17 protein-coding genes are annotated in these 17,042 nt (G+C 37.9%); 6 read left to right on the forward strand and 11 right to left on the reverse strand.

Translation table 11 applies throughout. From position 1 onward, the window contains the following. The first annotated feature begins 22 nt into the window (after nt 1-22). Together MBBTH_RS04995 and MBBTH_RS05000 are read left to right on the forward strand one after the other, a co-directional pair. Nucleotides 23-955, forward strand: a complete 933-nt coding sequence (locus MBBTH_RS04995; protein ID WP_116591956.1) for a transcriptional regulator — start codon at nt 23-25, stop codon at nt 953-955. A 9-nt stretch (nt 956-964) separates the two neighbouring features. After that, nucleotides 965-1,351, forward strand: coding sequence for a hypothetical protein (locus MBBTH_RS05000; RefSeq protein ID WP_116591957.1), 387 nt, complete (start codon nt 965-967; stop codon nt 1,349-1,351). On the opposite strand, the gene MBBTH_RS05005 is transcribed toward MBBTH_RS05000, so the two are convergent. After that, nucleotides 1,348-2,142: an aldo-keto reductase family protein gene (locus MBBTH_RS05005; RefSeq protein WP_243409683.1), complete on the reverse strand. Its 795-nt coding sequence runs from the start codon at nt 2,140-2,142 to the stop codon at nt 1,348-1,350. The genes MBBTH_RS05000 and MBBTH_RS05005 overlap by 4 nt on opposite strands. A 5-nt stretch (nt 2,143-2,147) precedes the next feature. Next, entirely contained in the window at nt 2,148-2,486 is a 339-nt protein-coding gene (locus MBBTH_RS05010; RefSeq protein WP_116591958.1) for a heavy metal-binding domain-containing protein, read from the reverse strand. A 179-nt stretch (nt 2,487-2,665) separates the two neighbouring features. Here MBBTH_RS05010 and serA point away from each other — a divergent pair, with 179 nt between their 5' ends. Next, nucleotides 2,666-4,240: a phosphoglycerate dehydrogenase gene (gene serA / locus MBBTH_RS05015; protein ID WP_116591959.1), complete on the forward strand. Its 1,575-nt coding sequence runs from the start codon at nt 2,666-2,668 to the stop codon at nt 4,238-4,240. Between the two features lie 26 nt (nt 4,241-4,266). Here serA and MBBTH_RS05020 read toward each other — a convergent pair whose 3' ends face one another. The 4 genes from MBBTH_RS05020 to MBBTH_RS05035 are packed head-to-tail and all read right to left on the reverse strand — an operon-like array spanning nt 4,267 to nt 6,938. Next, nucleotides 4,267-4,995 carry a Mov34/MPN/PAD-1 family protein gene (locus MBBTH_RS05020; RefSeq protein ID WP_116591960.1) on the reverse strand — a complete coding sequence of 243 codons (729 nt, stop codon included), beginning with the start codon at nt 4,993-4,995 and terminating at the stop codon, nt 4,267-4,269. Continuing rightward, on the reverse strand, nt 4,992-5,714 hold the full coding sequence (locus MBBTH_RS05025; RefSeq protein WP_116591961.1) for a tRNA(His) guanylyltransferase Thg1 family protein: 723 nt from the start codon (nt 5,712-5,714) through the stop codon (nt 4,992-4,994). Before MBBTH_RS05025 ends, MBBTH_RS05020 begins: the two co-directional genes overlap by 4 nt. After that, on the reverse strand, nt 5,714-6,478 hold the full coding sequence (locus tag MBBTH_RS05030) for an aspartate dehydrogenase (RefSeq protein WP_116591962.1): 765 nt from the start codon (nt 6,476-6,478) through the stop codon (nt 5,714-5,716). The genes MBBTH_RS05025 and MBBTH_RS05030 overlap by 1 nt, the downstream gene beginning before the upstream one ends. A gap of 52 nt (nt 6,479-6,530) precedes the next feature. Continuing rightward, nucleotides 6,531-6,938: a PRC-barrel domain-containing protein gene (locus MBBTH_RS05035; protein WP_116591963.1), complete on the reverse strand. Its 408-nt coding sequence runs from the start codon at nt 6,936-6,938 to the stop codon at nt 6,531-6,533. A 155-nt stretch (nt 6,939-7,093) separates the two neighbouring features. On the opposite strand from MBBTH_RS05035, the gene MBBTH_RS05040 reads away from it, so the two are divergent. Continuing rightward, nucleotides 7,094-7,816 carry a tRNA-binding protein gene (locus MBBTH_RS05040; RefSeq protein WP_116591964.1) on the forward strand — a complete coding sequence of 241 codons (723 nt, stop codon included), beginning with the start codon at nt 7,094-7,096 and terminating at the stop codon, nt 7,814-7,816. A 34-nt stretch (nt 7,817-7,850) separates the two neighbouring features. On the opposite strand, the gene MBBTH_RS05045 is transcribed toward MBBTH_RS05040, so the two are convergent. Continuing rightward, entirely contained in the window at nt 7,851-9,263 is a 1,413-nt protein-coding gene (locus MBBTH_RS05045; protein ID WP_116591965.1) for a lactaldehyde dehydrogenase, read from the reverse strand. 51 nt (nt 9,264-9,314) lie between these two features. On the opposite strand from MBBTH_RS05045, the gene MBBTH_RS05050 reads away from it, so the two are divergent. Both MBBTH_RS05050 and MBBTH_RS05055 read left to right on the forward strand, forming a co-directional pair. Beyond that, a complete protein-coding gene (locus MBBTH_RS05050; protein WP_116591966.1) occupies nt 9,315-9,896 on the forward strand; it encodes a TMEM175 family protein in 582 nt (193 codons plus the stop codon). After that, entirely contained in the window at nt 9,886-10,449 is a 564-nt protein-coding gene (locus MBBTH_RS05055) for a TMEM175 family protein (protein WP_116591967.1), read from the forward strand. Before MBBTH_RS05050 ends, MBBTH_RS05055 begins: the two co-directional genes overlap by 11 nt. Before the next feature lies 1 nt (nt 10,450). Here the strand turns inward: MBBTH_RS05055 and MBBTH_RS05060 are convergent, their stop codons facing one another. From MBBTH_RS05060 to MBBTH_RS05075, 4 genes are all read right to left on the reverse strand, one after another. Further along, a complete protein-coding gene (locus tag MBBTH_RS05060; RefSeq protein WP_243409687.1) occupies nt 10,451-10,633 on the reverse strand; it encodes a class III signal peptide-containing protein in 183 nt (60 codons plus the stop codon). Then, a complete protein-coding gene (locus MBBTH_RS05065) occupies nt 10,633-11,559 on the reverse strand; it encodes a type II secretion system F family protein (protein ID WP_116591969.1) in 927 nt (308 codons plus the stop codon). Before MBBTH_RS05065 ends, MBBTH_RS05060 begins: the two co-directional genes overlap by 1 nt. A 163-nt stretch (nt 11,560-11,722) precedes the next feature. After that, complete coding sequence (locus MBBTH_RS05070; RefSeq protein ID WP_116591970.1) at nt 11,723-15,673, reverse strand: right-handed parallel beta-helix repeat-containing protein; 3,951 nt, start codon at nt 15,671-15,673, stop codon at nt 11,723-11,725. 732 nt (nt 15,674-16,405) lie between these two features. Further along, nucleotides 16,406-16,885 (reverse strand): hypothetical protein, encoded by a 480-nt coding sequence (locus MBBTH_RS05075; protein WP_116591971.1) that lies wholly within the window; start codon nt 16,883-16,885, stop codon nt 16,406-16,408. Nucleotides 16,886-17,042: the final 157 nt, after the last annotated feature.

Raw genomic sequence — 17,042 nt, forward strand, 5'->3', positions numbered from 1 at the left:
TTTAAATATAGAGGTATTAAAAATGTTAACCCGAAGCCAACTACTGCACAATATTGAAAATTTATTGAACTCCCAGGGCTATAAGACCTCAGACATTTACGACCAGGGTTCATTTGATATTGTGGCAAGAAAAAATCTGCTAATTCTACTTTTAAAAACCTTCCAAAACATTGACAGCATCAATGAGCAGAACGCTCATGAGATGAAGCAATTGGCCAACATATTTCTGGCCTCACCCATAATAATCGGTGAAAAGTCAAGAAACGGTTTTTTGGAAGAAGGAGTCATATATGAAAGGTATGAGATTCCAGCAATCGGCTTTGAGACTTTGAAAAACATGATATTATACAATGAATATCCTGAAATTCTGGCTGACCGTGGAGGATACTTCGTTAAAATCGACGGAAATGTAATAAAGCAGTACCGTGAGGAGTATTCAATGTCACTTAAGGATTTGGCAAACCTTGCGCATGTTTCACGCGCTACAATGTACAAATACGAAAACGGAATCGTCAGGGCCAATACAGAAACCGCAATGATACTTGAGGAAATCCTGAATACAAAGGTGACACTGGATATCGACCTATTGAAGCAGCCAAAGACAGAGGATATCAAATACACTGATGACGTTAATGACCTATCAAAACTCGGATATGGAGTAATATCCACAAACAAAAGTCCTTTTGATGCAGTGGCCAAGATGAAAAGTTCAGACAAGCATTCACCATTGATGGCCAATGTCGAAAAGAATAGGAGCGAAAAAACCCTGAAAAGGATGGCAATACCTCTTAAGGATTTATCAATGGTTACAACATCCGAACCTGTATTCATAATCAACAATGACAAGATAAAGGAATCAATCGGTGCCGTGCCAGTCATCAAATCCTGGGAGCTTAAGGAATTTGAGAATTCAAAAGAGCTATTGAAAATGATTAAAGAGAGAAAGGAAAACTAGTGTGGTAACATGGAAAACTTAAATATTACTGAAATGGAAAATCATCCAATCAAATGGGTTTGTAACTTTAAGGGCCAAAGGGCCATTGGAATTTGCGGTAAAACTCAAAAAATAGCTATGTTCGCATCAGACGAGAGAGTGTCCAGGCTTCTTAATGACATTGTAATTGGAACCGACAGCGAACAGGAAGGATACGGCTGTGAAGAAAAGGACAGATGCTGCAATTTCGAATGTGAGTTCTGTGAAATCTCACCAAGACAGTACCTGCAGATTACCGGCAAAAAGCCTTCAAACAAAAATATAACAGACTTGATTAACGGATTGGCTGATTTGAACATGTCCCTTGAAGCGGACGGACACGTTCCTTTTGATGAATATGAAGTTGTGAACCTTTAGAATTCCTTCAGCAATTCAAAGTCTTCACGAGCTTCTTCCACCTTAGCCACACCTATTGATATCGCATCGACATAGTCGACGCTTTTTAAAAATGAGAATGCCTCATTAGGCTTTAAGACACCAGCCGCAAGGACTCTTGTGGCAATTACTTTTTTATTTAATGCAAGCAACCTGTCAACGAATTCCTGCCTTTGGGAAGCGTTGAAAGCATTGATGTCCATCATGTAAGACAGACTGTTCAATGGAATCATGTAAAAATCGAATAAATCCATGTCAAGATTGTCCGCAAGAAGGTCTGTTGTCCTGGATGGAAACGCAGTTACCAAACCTGACAGTGATCCTGTGTCATTGATTCGGTTCAGCATTCTGGTTGTCAGCCTCCAATCGTATGCGTCGGTTATGAACTCATCGACAAGCATTATTGGACAGTCATAGGTTGAAAACAGATCAATGTCCTCATCCCAATCAACCTCTTTTGCAACCTCATAATTCGGATTCAGGTAATCAACATCACTTTTTCCGATTGTTGCAATTACTTTCATTTCACATCCGGCATCAACGGCCAAATCATATGCTTCAAGCAATTTGGAATCATTGACAAGGTTTATTGCTCTGACACCTTGATCATATGATTCGATAATTACATTAGCTGCATTTTGAGGATTGTTATACAAATCATCAAGATATAGCCTTGACCTGTGTCCGAAGTACAGTTCAGCCATGAACGGACCATATCCCAAAATTGTTCTTGGAATTTCCTTTCCCTTGTATTCCAAATCCTCAAAAAACATAATATCTACTCTTTTTCAACTACAACTGCAGTTCCATATACCAAGATTTCCTGCATTACATCGGAAATTTCATTTGAATCGAATCTGATTGCAACAATGCCGTTTGCACCCAATTCTTTTGCATGCTGAATAGCCCTGTGCAATGCTTCTTCTCTAGACTCTTCCATCATTTTAACATACTGAGTAATTTCTCCACCGAAAAGAGATTTGATACCTGCGCCTATTTGTCCACCGGCACCTCTGCTTCTGACGGTTAAACCATAAATGAAACCTTTGGTCTCTACAGTTCTGAATCCTGGAATATCGTTTGCTGTTGAAATTGGAAATTCTTCTACTGATACCATATTATCACCAAAATAATTTATTTTAAACATCATTAAAATACTTATTTGAAAAAATATTTTTCAATGAAAACTGAACTATTGTGAAAAATTAACTCTATGTAAAATCTTTTAAATATAATAAAATACATAAACTTAAGTAATATTTATTATTGAATATTTGAAAGAATTATGGTGAAAAAATGAAAGTACTTATTGCTGATGCTATTAACGAAAAAGGTATCGAAAATCTAAAGGAAGTGGCTGAAGTTGTTGTGAACACCTCCATCACTCCTGAAGAATTGGCTGATACCATACACGAATACAATGGAATCATTGTAAGAAGTCGGACAAAATTAACAGCAGACATTATCAAAAAAGCTGACAATCTGCAGATTATCGCAAGAGCAGGTGTTGGAGTGGACAACATTGACCTTGACGCAGCTACCGAAAAGGGTATCATGGTTGTAAACTCACCTGAATCAACCTCCGTAACCGTTGCAGAACATACCATGGGTTTGATCCTAAGCATGGCCCGTAAAATATCCATTGCGGACAAATCCGTTAAAGAAGGCAAATGGGAGAAAAAACAGTTCATGGGTGTTGAACTCAGAAACAAAACTCTCGGTGTAATTGGTATGGGAAGAATCGGTTCCCAAGTTGTCAACAGATGCAAGGCTTTTGGAATGGATGCAATGGCATATGACCCATACTTGCCTGAAGAGGTTGCAAAACAGATGGGCGTTGACTTGACAGATCTCGACACAGTCCTTAAGAATTCTGATTTCATTACAATCCACGTTCCTCTCACTCCTGAAACCAAACATTCAGTCTCATATGAGCAGTTTGACTTAATGAAAGATACAGCATACATCGTAAACTGTTCACGTGGTGGAGTAATTGACGAGGAAGCATTGTATGACGCATTGGTAAATGACAAAATCGGTGGTGCAGCATTAGACGTATATGAAGAAGAACCACCTGCAACCGACTCAAAATTATTCGAATTAGACAATATTGTATTGACCCCTCACATTGCCGCTTCAACAAAAGAGGCGCAAAGGGACGCAGCCATTATCGTGGCTGATGAAATTATTGATTTGGCTAAAGGAAACAATCCTAAAAACGTATTGAACATGCCACGTATCGACAAGACCACTTACCAGGAGTTAGCTCCATACATGGGATTATGTGAAAAATTAGGTAGTTTCATCTCACAAGCGGTAAACGGCAAAATCAAAGAAATCGAAATCGTTTACAGCGGAGAATTGGCTGAAATCGACAACCTTGAAATCTTAACCAGAACCGTAATCCAAGGTGCGGTAAATCCATTCTTAAGCTCTCCTGTAAATGCAGTAAATGCAGCTCTTGTCGCTAAAGAAAGAGGAATAAGCATTACTGAAGGCAGAAAAGACAATGCAAAAGGATACGAATCCTTGATTAAGGTTATTGCAAAAAGCGAAACCGATACTTTCTCAGCTGAAGGTACTCACTTGCACGAAGCAAGAATCTTGAAAGTGAACGGCTACTGGGTGGACGTTATCCCTGAAGGACACATGTTCATTGCAAAATATGAGGACGTTCCTGGAAGCATCGGTAAAATCGGAACTAAATTAGGCGAACATAACGTTAACATTGGAATTATGCAAGTTGGAAGAGATGAAAAAGGCGGAAGAGCTATCATGGTTCTAACTTTAGATAAAGAAATTCCAAAAGACGTAATTAAAGAAATCCAAGCTTTAGATAATGTTTATGAAGCTATTGGATTAGAATTATAAAAAACAATTTTCACCATAATTGTTTTTTATTTTTTATTTTTTGATATTTTTCTAACACTGCCATCCGGATTTAACTCAATTCTAATGACCTGCTGCCTTGGCATTTGAGTATTGGAGATTATATTTATATCATTTGACATTTGATTATTGGAAATAATCCTTGCCTGATTTCTACGTTCAAATTCACTATAGCGGTCAACACGCTCATCATCAAGAGTCCTGAAGAATTCATCATCATCCTCATCGAAAAACCCAGGTTTGAACTCATCATCATCTGTTACAACATCATTCTCATCGAAAAAGTCATCGGGGTTGTCTTCATTGAATTGCCTGTAATCCCCTATTGAATAGTCCATATGTTCTCCATAGCGGTCATATGACTTGAAAGTCTCCAGTGAATACGGCAGACAGACAATCATGTGGAAGTACCCATTTTTTGAAAAGGTCTTTAGGTCTGCTTCGGACGGGCTTGCGCTTGGCCCCGGATGGGAGTGGACTGATCCCATATACTTGGAATTCATAGGAAGCAATTCCGTGTGAACGACTGCCCCTGTTTCACATGTCTCTCCAGGTAAAAAGATTAATCCTGTGATGTAGAGTATCTTGTCCTTAATTTCACCGTCGAAGAATGCCAAAAACTCGTTTGGGTATGATTTCTTTGAATAGTAGATTACAGATTCGAGAACCTCACGGTCAACCCTGACCTCAGTGAACTCCTCATCATTGTTTCCCAATAGCCTTGAAATGAAACTCATCCAATCACACCTATCTGTTTGAAGAAATCCTCGCTGAATTTCGGAAGTTCCCAGTCGGTATAGACATAGCTTCTGTAGGATGTCTGATTCTTGTTTTCTTTTTTATTGAATCCGACTACTTTTTTCTGTTTCCTATATATTCCTATCCCTCTTTTTTTATAGGTTTCAACATCGTTCAAATTAATTCCATTTTGGAACAATAATTCATGCACTTCATTTAGCTTCATGCCGTTTAGAATGTCGTCAACTTCATTATTTGCATGTGTTGATTTGAGGTGGGAAACCGCATGTGAGTTGACACAATTTCTCCAGGATTCATCCTGCCTCCACTTGAAGTATTTCAGTATATCCTCATCACCGACAGGAATTATCCTTGAATCAAAAGCCGGTGGCTTTTTGAAATCTGTGTCGTAATTGAGCACAAAGGAACTTGCGGCAAAGCTTGCAATCACTGAATCGATCTTTTCCACTCTGCCTTCAAAAGGAATGTTGTCTAAAAGCAAGCTTATCTCATCTGAAAAAGCATAAACGAAGCTGGCTGAAAACTCATTGAAGAGGTCATTGCACACCTTGGCAAAGACCTTATAAAAATCATCGTCATAAGGCTTATTCAAATTCAAGTCGATGGCCAGCTTATGAAAGCTTCTGCCGTCTAGACGTACGATGATTCTTGAGTTTCTTGGAACTTTCAGTGATGAATAAACTTCATAATCCTTCATTACATTCCCACGCAAATGGTTTCATTGAAACTTTTAAGCAATCTTATTGCTGAAAGTGCCGCCAACATGCTTGTTTTCGGATTGGCTGCGCACGGATAATTCATGGTTGTTGTCTTGAACTCACCGAAATCGCCCTTGGCTGTTATCTCATGAACGTTCCTGTCAACATTCGGGTCAACAATGATTTTAACATCAATGTCCCTTTGACATGCGATACTGATTGTTGCAGCCACATTGATGTTCAATGGGAATACCTTAACTGCATCAGATGCTTTTCCATCAAACAATACCTCTTCGGAATCTATTTCCTTTCCAAGGGATTTTGGAGATTTCCTTGTTACCAGATTGACTTCCTTAAGGCCAAATTTGGCGACTGCCTTGATTCCATCCAGACCGACGATTGCGCCGGAAGGCAAGTGGATTTTCGCATTGTGCTTTTTGGCCAATGCCTCCATTTCACGGTAAAAATCCATGTCCATGAATGCGCCGATACTCATGACTACCATATCCAAGCCTTTTTCCAGAACTCTTGGCGCATATTCCCTAACGGAAACCGGAGCCGCACATTCCAGGATTAAGTCAACCTTATCCAACATGTCATCGAAATCGAGCACTGCGATTCCGCCGGCCAGACTTGCCAAGTTCTCTGCCCTTTCAATATCCTTGTCGAAGAAGTATGCAATATTGATACCGTTATCCTCTGGAACCATGCTTGTTGTTATGATGTTGGCAATGGCTCCACAGCCTATAATACCTACTTTCATAGTTATCACGCTAAAAAAAGTTTTTAAAAAAAAGAAATTAATGAAAGATTGTTTATAATCTTTCAGCATCAAATTGACTTTGAGTTTCAACTTGTGGTTGTTGTGGGGTTTCAGGTTTTGGAGTAGTAGCTTCAGGGATTTGTGGTTCTGGAGTTACTTTTTTAATGTCCCTAGGGTTGATTAACATAATGTCTCCAATAGCTTGAACTTTATCAAAGTCAACGGTTAATAAGTCATTTTGGAAAGATCTCATTTCATTTTCTTCAGGTGCTTCACCACGAATCATACCAATGAAGGATCTTGAAAGACCTGCTGGTTTTGGTTGTTGCTCTATAGCCCTTACTTGTAATTTTGAGATAGTTCCTAATCTAATATTAAGAATAACATCTTCTACACGACCAACATAATGTCCTGTGTTGGTATAAATATCTAAACTACGTAATTTTGAAACTTCTACCATGATTACACCACATAATAATTAAATAAATATGTATAAATTTATTTTATTGTTAATATAAATACTTTATGTTTTTAAACTAAATAAATACCCTATTTTACAAAAAACTTATTAAATTATAAAATTAAAATATAAATAGACATAAAAGAGGGCTTTAAATGTGGGATACAACAAAAGATTATAGAATTTTAGTAGCAAGTAAAGCAAGAGAAAACTATTTGAATCTTATACCAACAGCTTCATTTAGAGGAAGCTGGAATAAAAAACAGGCAGTTGACATGGGTAAACAGATGAACAGTGATTTCCAGTCATTGACATACTCCTATCTTGAAGGGGACGAATTGGTAAACTCCCCTGATGTTGCAGCCTTAAAGGAAAAGGCCTTAAAGATTATCGAGTACCTGGGTGGAGATGATTGGAACAAGAAGTTCCTGAGCAACGCACCTAAGGAAGACAGGCAAAAAACCCAGGAAAACATTGCGAAAGTGAGGTTTTTCCTTGACACTATAATTGGATTGAAAGACAGATTAGCCCTTGGACCAATAAACGACCCAATCATGGGCGTTGACATCAAGGTTGGAGAAGTTATGAGCGTCACAAGCCATCCAAACAATGATAAGCTGATGCTGTGTAACGTGAACCTTGGAAAACGTGCAATAACCGTTGTGACAAATGACATGAATGTCAAGGACAACAATAAGGTTGGAGTCTCACTATTGCCTCCCCAATCCTTCAGCGACATCGTGAGCGAGGGAATGTTTTTGGGAATGGATGGAAGCATCCTAAAAGACGTTGACGGAGAGCTTGGCCAGATGCCAAAAGGAATACCTATGGAATCCCTCAACGAAACACGTAACCTTGTTGAAAACTATTTAAAATAGCTTTCACATCCTCTTTTTTTTAGAATTGACCGTTTTACCTTAAGTTAAGGCCGATCAATTTTGTTTTTGTCATTTCATCAACGGCGTACTTGATTCCTTCCTTGCCTACACCACTGTTTTTAAATCCTCCGAACGGCATGTTGTCTGTTCTGAATGTTGACTGCTTGTTGACAAACACTGTTCCTGCCTCGATTTCCTGAGCGCATCTCATTGCCGCCGCATAATCTGCAGTGAACACTCCTGCCTGAAGGCCATATTCAGTGGCATTTGCAACTTCAATTGCTTCATCCAGGTCATGTACACGTATGATTGGTGCCACAGGACCGAATGTTTCCCTTACAACCAAATCCATGTCCGGTGTGACATTGTCAATTACTGTTGCTGAGTAAAATGCCCCTTCACGAACTCCTCCAGTGAGTATTTTGGCTCCTTCACTGACTGCATTGTTGACTGTCTCCTCAACCTGCATTGCTGCCTTTTCACTTATCAGTGTTCCCAAGGTTGTCTTTGAGTCTGATGGATTTCCCATGATGAGCTTTTCAGTTGCCTCAACCAGTTTCTTGCCCAATTCATCTGCAACGCAATCCTCAACAATCAGACGTTTCACTCCCATGCAGACCTGTCCTGCGTTAAGGAATGCACCGTTGATTATGCCTTTAACCGCCTTATCCAAATCCGCATCCTTTAGAATAATTACAGGATCGTTTCCTCCGAGCTCAAGAGTCACCTTTTTCATCCCTGCCTTTTGTGAAATCATCATTCCGGTTGTCACGCTTCCTGTGAATGAGATCTTATCGACCTCGCTAGAGCAAACCAGATAATCCCCAATCTCGGAACCGTATCCTGTCACCACATTGACGACACCATCGGGAAATTCCTCATCAAGCAATTCGCAGAATTTCATGACGGACAATGGCGCTTCTGTCGGAGGCTTTACGATTACGGTGTTCTTGCATGCTATGGCGGGAGCTATCTTATGGATTGTGAGGTTAAGCGGATAGTTGAATGGTGTTATTGCCGCAACCACACCCAAAGGCAGCCTTTGAGTGAATGCGAAAAATCCCTTGCCGTTGAGACCTGCATCCAGAGGCACACTTTCACCATAGATTCTTTTAGCCTCTTCGGCAGATAGCCTCAATGTCTCAATTGACCTGTCTACTTCAACCAGTGCCTCATTAATCGGTTTTCCCACTTCCTGACATAGGAGCTGAGCAAATTCCTCTCTCCTTTCCTCCAGTTTGGCGACTGCATTGAGCAATTTATTAGAAATCTTGAACGCTGACATTACAACCAAAGATTCCTTAGCATCATTTGCTGCATCAATTGCCAGTTGTGCAGTTTGCCTGTGAGCTATGGGTACCGTATCGATTACCTCACCGGTATAAGGGTTTTCAACATCAACTAAATCTTCACTTGAAATATGCTTTCCACCAATCAACATGTCCATTCTATCACCTTTACTTAATATTTTATATCATGAAATAATAAATATTGACTTATGGAAACAAATCGCTTTGAAACATTTTTCGACGCAATCATTGCAATAGTGATAACAGTGCTTGTTTTGAAAATCCCGCAACCTGCAAGTCCAACCTTAGGTGCCTTTCTAGAGTTGGAAACAATGTATGTTGCCTATTTTATCAGTTTCCTGATTTTATATAACCTATGGTATGCCAACCATAATTTATTTGGGCTTGTTGAAAGCATAGACAACACCACCCTTTGGATTTATGGAATGATGACATTTGTAATCTCATTGATACCTTATTTCACTATTTGGGTTGCCAATAACTTTTATTCAGTGCCCGCCGAGACAATGTTTGGAATCATATTCATTGTAACCCATATTCTTAACACATTGGCCACAAGGGCGGTTTACAGGAGCAATCCATACAATCAGAACCTGCAGAACATCAATCATAACTCATATTATATGAATTTGCCTTTAATCATAATTGCAATAGGATTCATTTTAACATACACAATATATGTTCCGGGAATCTATTATTCCTGTTTGATATCAATTATCCTATGGATTCTAATTGGAAGATTGCTGAGGAGGGATAACGATGGAAACTGAAAGATTCGAAGCGTTGATTGATGCGATTCTTGCAATCATCATCACAATTATTGTTTTGGAAATTCCACTTGCAAGCAACGGCAGTTGGCAGGCGCTGCTTGACATCAAATATGAGTTTATCATCTACGCAATAAGTTTCATGATCTGCTTTAACTTCTGGAATTTCAACAATAACGTATTCAGCATCGTGAATAAGATTGACCCTAAGGTTATTTGGACAATGGGACTTACACTGTTTGTGTTTTCATTGCTTCCGTATCTTACAACATTCGTTGCCGAGAACTTCTATGTGTTCTTCCCTCAATTCATGTACGGATTGATCTTTATCATAACCGCAATACTTTCAATGACAATCTGCAGATTCCTGAAGGATGCCGATCAGGGAAACATTGCCCTTCTGGTTGCCTTGGACAATTCCTATCCCATGTATTTCACAATCGCCTTGGTCCTAATTGGAATGGTGATTGGATATCTCGCATATCCTCCTGCCATAATGATATGCTGCCTGATTTCAATCTTTGGAGTTTGGATCATTCCAAAGCTTAAGGGTTAGACTATTTGAAATATTTTCCAAGACCATTCAACTGATTATTGAACTGGTTGACTTCCCTTGATGAGATTTCACCTGACAAGTCGCTCATGTAATTGTTGTACATGTGAATTGCAAGCAAAACCACGACAAATATTCCTCCAAAAAGCAGAATGAATTCCGCTGAAGACTGACCTTTGTTATCCATCACAATCCCCCCATGAGCAGGCTTCCGCCAAATGTAGAAATGAAATAGAATATTCCAAATGATGAAGCTGCCAAGGGTAGTGAAAACTTGATTCCCTTTTTGACATCAGCATACATGATTATGCTGATGATGAAGGCCACCAGAATCGAATGAATCACCAGATACGTCTCCCCTGCAATCGGTGCGGTCATGATGATTTCCGACTCGATGCCGTAGCTTTGCATGAAAGAAGAATAGACGCTGACCATACCAATCGAGAATGGCGTTGCGATGACAGCGGAAATCAGAAGGAACATCACAGACATCATCACTGCAGACTTTCTCTCACGCTTAATAGCCATCAAATCCCTCAGGTCATCGGATACATCCGACAACACCCTGGATATGCTTGATCCTGATTTTCTTCCATCAAGGATTATTCCAAATATCCTCTCCAGTTCCCTTGACTTCAACCGCCGGCTCATTGCACGCCAGGCATCATCAAAATTCCTGCCCATGCGAATCTCGATGATTGTCCTGTGAATTTCATCATAGAGCGGTCCTTCGCCGTACTGGGACATGTCCTCCATTGCGTTTTCGAAACTGAGTCCGACCTGAAGCATGCTTGAAAGCTGCCTTAGAAAGTCAGGCGCAGTCTTTTCAATCTCCTGAGCTCGCCTTTCCTGCTGGACAATGACATATGTGAAAAGTCCCGGAATTACGAATAACGGCAGAATAAATACGGAAATGGGAAAGCTTATCATTGTTACTGTTAACATTAATACAATCTCACTTACTGAAATGAAAATTATAAGTATGGCTAAAACTTTACTTGCATCCGTGAAAATGGCCCCACTCAGTAAAAACTCCTGCAATTTAGATAATTGCTTTTCAGGCATAATATTGTCAATAAATATCGCTAAATCATTGATTATTTTAAATTTCATGAAATAATATTAGATGTTAAATTATATAAAGCGTTGGTTGTTCTTAAAAACAATTTTATAATGTGAAAACAATATTATATCAAAAAAATAATGACCATAATTAGAATTATTGAAACTATATTCCGGAAAAAAAAGAAAAAGGTAAAATAGAGATTATTGATCTCTATTTTTTAATGGTTAATTTTTTGGTTACAATGTCTTTTCCGTAGGTTACTTTGTATTTGTATTTTTTGCCAACTTTGAGTTTTTTGAGCATGGATTTTTTGACTTTCCAGGTTGCAACTCCTTTTTTGTTGGTTTTTACTTTGTAAGTTTTCTTGTTGAATTTAATCTTGAGAATTTTACCTTTGAGGTATTTGCCGTTGACTTTCTTCAAGGAAACTTTTACTTTTGTAACTTTTTTGGATTTTTTGACTTTTTTGTTGCTTGCTTTGATAACATGTTTTATTGTTACCTTGTTGGTCACTTTTATGCCTTTGTATGTTGCTGTGATAGTGTATTTTTTGACTTTAACTTTGGTGTTAAGTTTCAAGGTTGCGTAACCGTTCTTGTCTGTTTTTACATTGTATGTTTTGCCATTGTATTTGATAGTGACTGTTTCACCTGCACCAACAGCTTTACCGTCTATTGTTACAAGAACTTTGTAGTTTGCTTTAGCTGAGTAAAGAGCGGCAACATTCTTGTTTTCAGAAAGAGCGAATACAGGAGGTGCATTCGAACTGACAGTAACGGCAATAGTCTGATTTTCTGCAGTATCATAAATTTCATTACCTGCGAAACTGACAGTGATTGTAGCGGTACCCGCAGCAAGAGCCTTGATTACTCCATTCTCAACTATAGCAACACTTGTATCGTTTGAAGTGTAAGTCAAGTTACCTGCAACAGCAGGATTCAAAGTGGCACCAGCAGAAATGTTTTCAAGAGCGTTTAATGTAAAATTATCATTTTCAAGAATGATTTCAGTAAAGACTTTACTTACAGTGACGATGACATTAGTTGAACTCTCAGCGTAATGATCATCACCCTCAACTTTAACAACAATATTCGCAGTACCCGCTTTCAAAGCAGTGACAACGCCGTTTTCATCAACACTGACGACACCAGAATTATCAGGAACAAAAGTAACATCCAAACCATCAGGAACAGTGGTGGCTACAATAGTAAATGTATCACCAATTTTCAAATCCAAAGTGGAATTATTGACAGTGACACTAGTACCATTCAACTTAACAACAACATTGATGGTCTTGTTTTGAGCAGCAGCATAATATTCATTACCCGCAAAACTGACAGTGATTGTAGCAGTGCCCGCAGCAAGAGCCTTGATTACTCCATTTTCAACTATAGCAACACTTGTATCGTTTGAAGTGTAAGTCAAGTTACCTGCAGAAGCAGGATTCAAAGTGGCACCAGCAGAAATATTTTCAAGAGCGTTTAATTCAAAATTATCATTTTCAAGAATGATTTCAGTGAAAAATTTACTTACAGTGACTGTGACAGTGGTTGAATTCTCAGTGTAATTGCCATCGCCGCCAACTTTAACAACAATAGTCGCAGTACCTCCTTTCAAAGCAGTGACAAAACCGTTTTCATCAACACTTACAACACCTGAATCATCAGGAACAAAAGTAACATTCAAATTAGCAGGATCAGGAGTGGCAACAATAGTAAATGTATCACCAATTTTCAAATCCAAAGTGGAATTATTGACACTGACACTAGCGTCATGCAAAGTGACATCAATATCAAATTTCTGTTCTACATTTTTAAATTGCGCAGTTACAGTAGCGATTCCACTTTCAGTAGGAGTGAATTTGATAGTTTCATTTAACTTGGCAACTCTTTTATCAACGCTGCCTCCTGTTGATGTGACTGTCAAGTTGATGTTGTTGAACAGAGCGTTATCATACTCAGCGACGCCTTGTGAATTTGAATCATATGCATATAATTTGAATATGATTTCTGAGGTTTCTAAAGGCCCCAGAGTATCTGAAGTTGCTGTAGCGTTTAAGAATAGCCAGACAGTACAGCTTGGCAAATTAGGATTAACGTTATAATTGGTTGCATTGTGCCCGAACCAGTTGTAGTCGGCATTGGAACCTGAAACACTTCTATAAAAGGAAATTGCAGCACCATTGCAATTCAAGAAGATATTGTCATTGATTGCCAAGTTGTGAACATCATCATAATTGTTATTCTGGAAATATATTATGCCATCATCGGCACTGTTATTTAGAAAAGCGCAACCGGAAACAACACCATCACTTAACCAATTCCAATAGATGGCGCCTCCCATTGAAGCAGAATTATTCACAAATATGCAGCCCGAAACAGCACTGTTAGGACCACACAACATGATAGCTCCACCCTTAGTTGCGGAATTATTCACAAAAACACAATCGGAAATATTGGCATTGCCGTCATACTCCCATAAGATGGCACCTCCATCATTCGCCCGGGATGCATTTATGAATGTTATACTCTTGAGCACCACATCATGTGATTGAATATAGAATATCCCTGCCTGTCCGGCACCATCTATGACATGGCCATTTCCAATGATTGTCAGCGGACGATTGATGATTATTCCATTTATAAAATAGCCGTCCGTGGTTGAATTATATTTGAAATCCTTATCCAAAGTAATTGTATCAATAGTGACGCCGTTTATAACGCTGTTCAACTCGGAAAATGACATTACCTCTGAAGTTATTTGTATAGTGTATGCAGCATCTTCCACTGTTGCCGTCAGCTTGCTTCCAGAACCCTCTGAATAGTAGCGTACAGGCCTTTCCAGATTTGTCCTGGTAGTATTGACTCTGCCATTTATTGGAGTCAATGTCAGGTTGACCTCTTTTAAACGGCCATTATCATATTCGGATATTTCGCTTGAGTTATAAGTGCATAACCTAAAGACGACATCGAATGAGTCTGAAAGGTAGAGTGCATTCGGAGTTGATGTGGCTGTTAAAAACAGCCAAGTATTTATTTCCACATTGGCTGTGGTTGTTGGCCTTATATTGTAATTGGTTGCATTATGCCCAAACCAGTTGTAGTCGGCGTTTGATCCGGAATCCATTTCATAAAAATAGATTGCAACCCCCTCATTATTCAGGAAGATGTTGTCATTGACTGAAAAGTTCTTGCCGTGATTTCCATTGTATAGATAGATGATACCCTCATCAGCGCTGTTGTTTACAAAAAGACAGCCTGAAACATTGCCGTTATCTCGCGTCCAGTACATAACACCGCCACACTCGGCACTGCTGTTCACAAAACTGCATCCAGAAACAACACCACCATTACCATTCCAAGAGATGACTCCCCCCGCATTTTGAGCCTCCTTTACAGAATTATTCTCAAAATTACAATAGAAAACAGAGCAATTATCGGCAAGAGTATTATCGATTGCACCGCCATATCTTGCAGAATTGCCTATGAAACTAGAATAAGAAACAGAACAATTGGTGCTTCGATAATAACAAATGGCACCGCCGCTATTTGCAGAATTATTCACAAAACTGCAGTCGAAAGCCATGCCGTTGGCACCATTCCATACAACGGCACCGCCAAAACCCTCAGCGGAATTATTCACAAAACGGCAGCCGGAAAGGCTGCCACAGACGCCATCCCAGCTGACAGCGCCACCATCATATGTTGATTTAGCGTTTATGAATGTTATATTTTTGATGACTACATTATCCGCCCGGATATTGAATATCCTTGCCTGTCCCTTGGCGTCGATTGTGCTTCCGTTTCCGTCAATGGTTATGGACTGGCTAATGGTTATCCCATCTTCATATCCGGATCCCTCATATGCATAGTCATTCTTCAATGTTATATTGGAATTGTATCCATTTTGAATTTCGCGTTCCAATGCGGCGAATGTTCCCTTGACATCCGCACTTATCATTTCTTGATTATCCGTTTGGCCGACTACTTGGCTTTCATCAGGCAAACTTATCTCCTCATTTTCATCAGTTTGAGTCGATTCTATTGTTGTAAAATTCTGACTTGCTACTGCTTCATCATTCACATCACTTGCACATACTCCCGCAATGCTGATGAGAAAAACAGCAATAATCAATATAAATATTGTCTTTTTGAACTTCATTTTACTTATCCTCTAAAAATATTTTTGATAAAAGATATTTTCATATATATACTTAAAAGTCTATAAAAAGACATATAAATATATATTTATATTGCAAAAGATATATTATATTTAAAAAAAATCTGAACAATTAAAAAGAATCATCTGAAAAAATATTAAATTTAGCGAATAAAAAAAATGTAAATGACCAAAACCCGATATGAAATATAATTATTTTAAAAATTTCGAGAAAAATAAAATGTGTTTAATATATTTCTAAAAATTTAAACAAATATCTCCTAATAAAAAATTTAATGATAATTTCACAGAATCCAGTCAATTTTACTAAATAATTTCAAAAAAATAAAATGGATATCATGAATATGACTAAAACTTTACTTGCATCCGTAAAAATGGCCTCACTTAGTAAAAATTCCTGCAATTTAGAAAATTGCTTTTCAAGAATAATATTGTCCAATAATATTACTAAATCATCAATTATTTTAAATTTCATAAAATAATATTAAACTTTGAAATATATAAAGGGATTGTTGTATTCTAAAGCAATTTTACAGGGTGAAAACAAGATTTATATTGAATAAATAATATTCTAAATCCTAATACGATTAGAGAATATTTTTTTCATGTTAAATTTATCAACATATAATGAATATTTCAACATCATTCAATTCAAACTAAGAGAATAAATTTAAAATAAAAAATAGAAAAAATATAGATTAATTAACTAAACGATTATTCTTCAGGAATTATCTGTTCAAATAAACTATCATCTGTAGTCATTACACATACCAGATCACCATCTTCGGCATAAAAAAATGCATGAACATTTAAATCATCAAATTTCTTTTCTGCAATTAAACCTTCATGGCCATTAATAAATTCTTTTTCTCCCAATCCTGACTTTTGAACATGGGCATCAGTCAAATTAGTTTCATAACCCGGATAGCTGTAATCTGACACTTGAATATATACTATATCATCTTCACCTTTATAATAACTCTCTGCACTAGCATAAAAAATAGCTCCGTTTGAGTTAGTAGTTTCATTTTCTGATATAAATGACTCATTTTTCTTATATCCATCAGGTATATTAAAATCATGCCCTGCAATGGTAGTTTCATCATTTAAAAAGTCCCCTGCACTAACTGAAACTATGGAAAAGATAGCTAAGCAAGCCAATGCCAGTACTAAAATTAATTTTTTAGAAACCATTTTTTTATCACCTATCTCCTAAGATTTAATTAATAATGTCTCTATCCTAAAGTATTATTAAAATTATCTATTTTCAATTAATTTTAGAATATTCGCGAAACCCTCTTCCAGTCACTGCTTTGCATTTCACGAATCATTTATTTTTACTCCACCCAAA

The sequence above is a fragment of the Methanobrevibacter thaueri genome, assembly GCF_003111625.1.
GTDB lineage: Archaea > Methanobacteriota > Methanobacteria > Methanobacteriales > Methanobacteriaceae > Methanocatella > Methanocatella thaueri.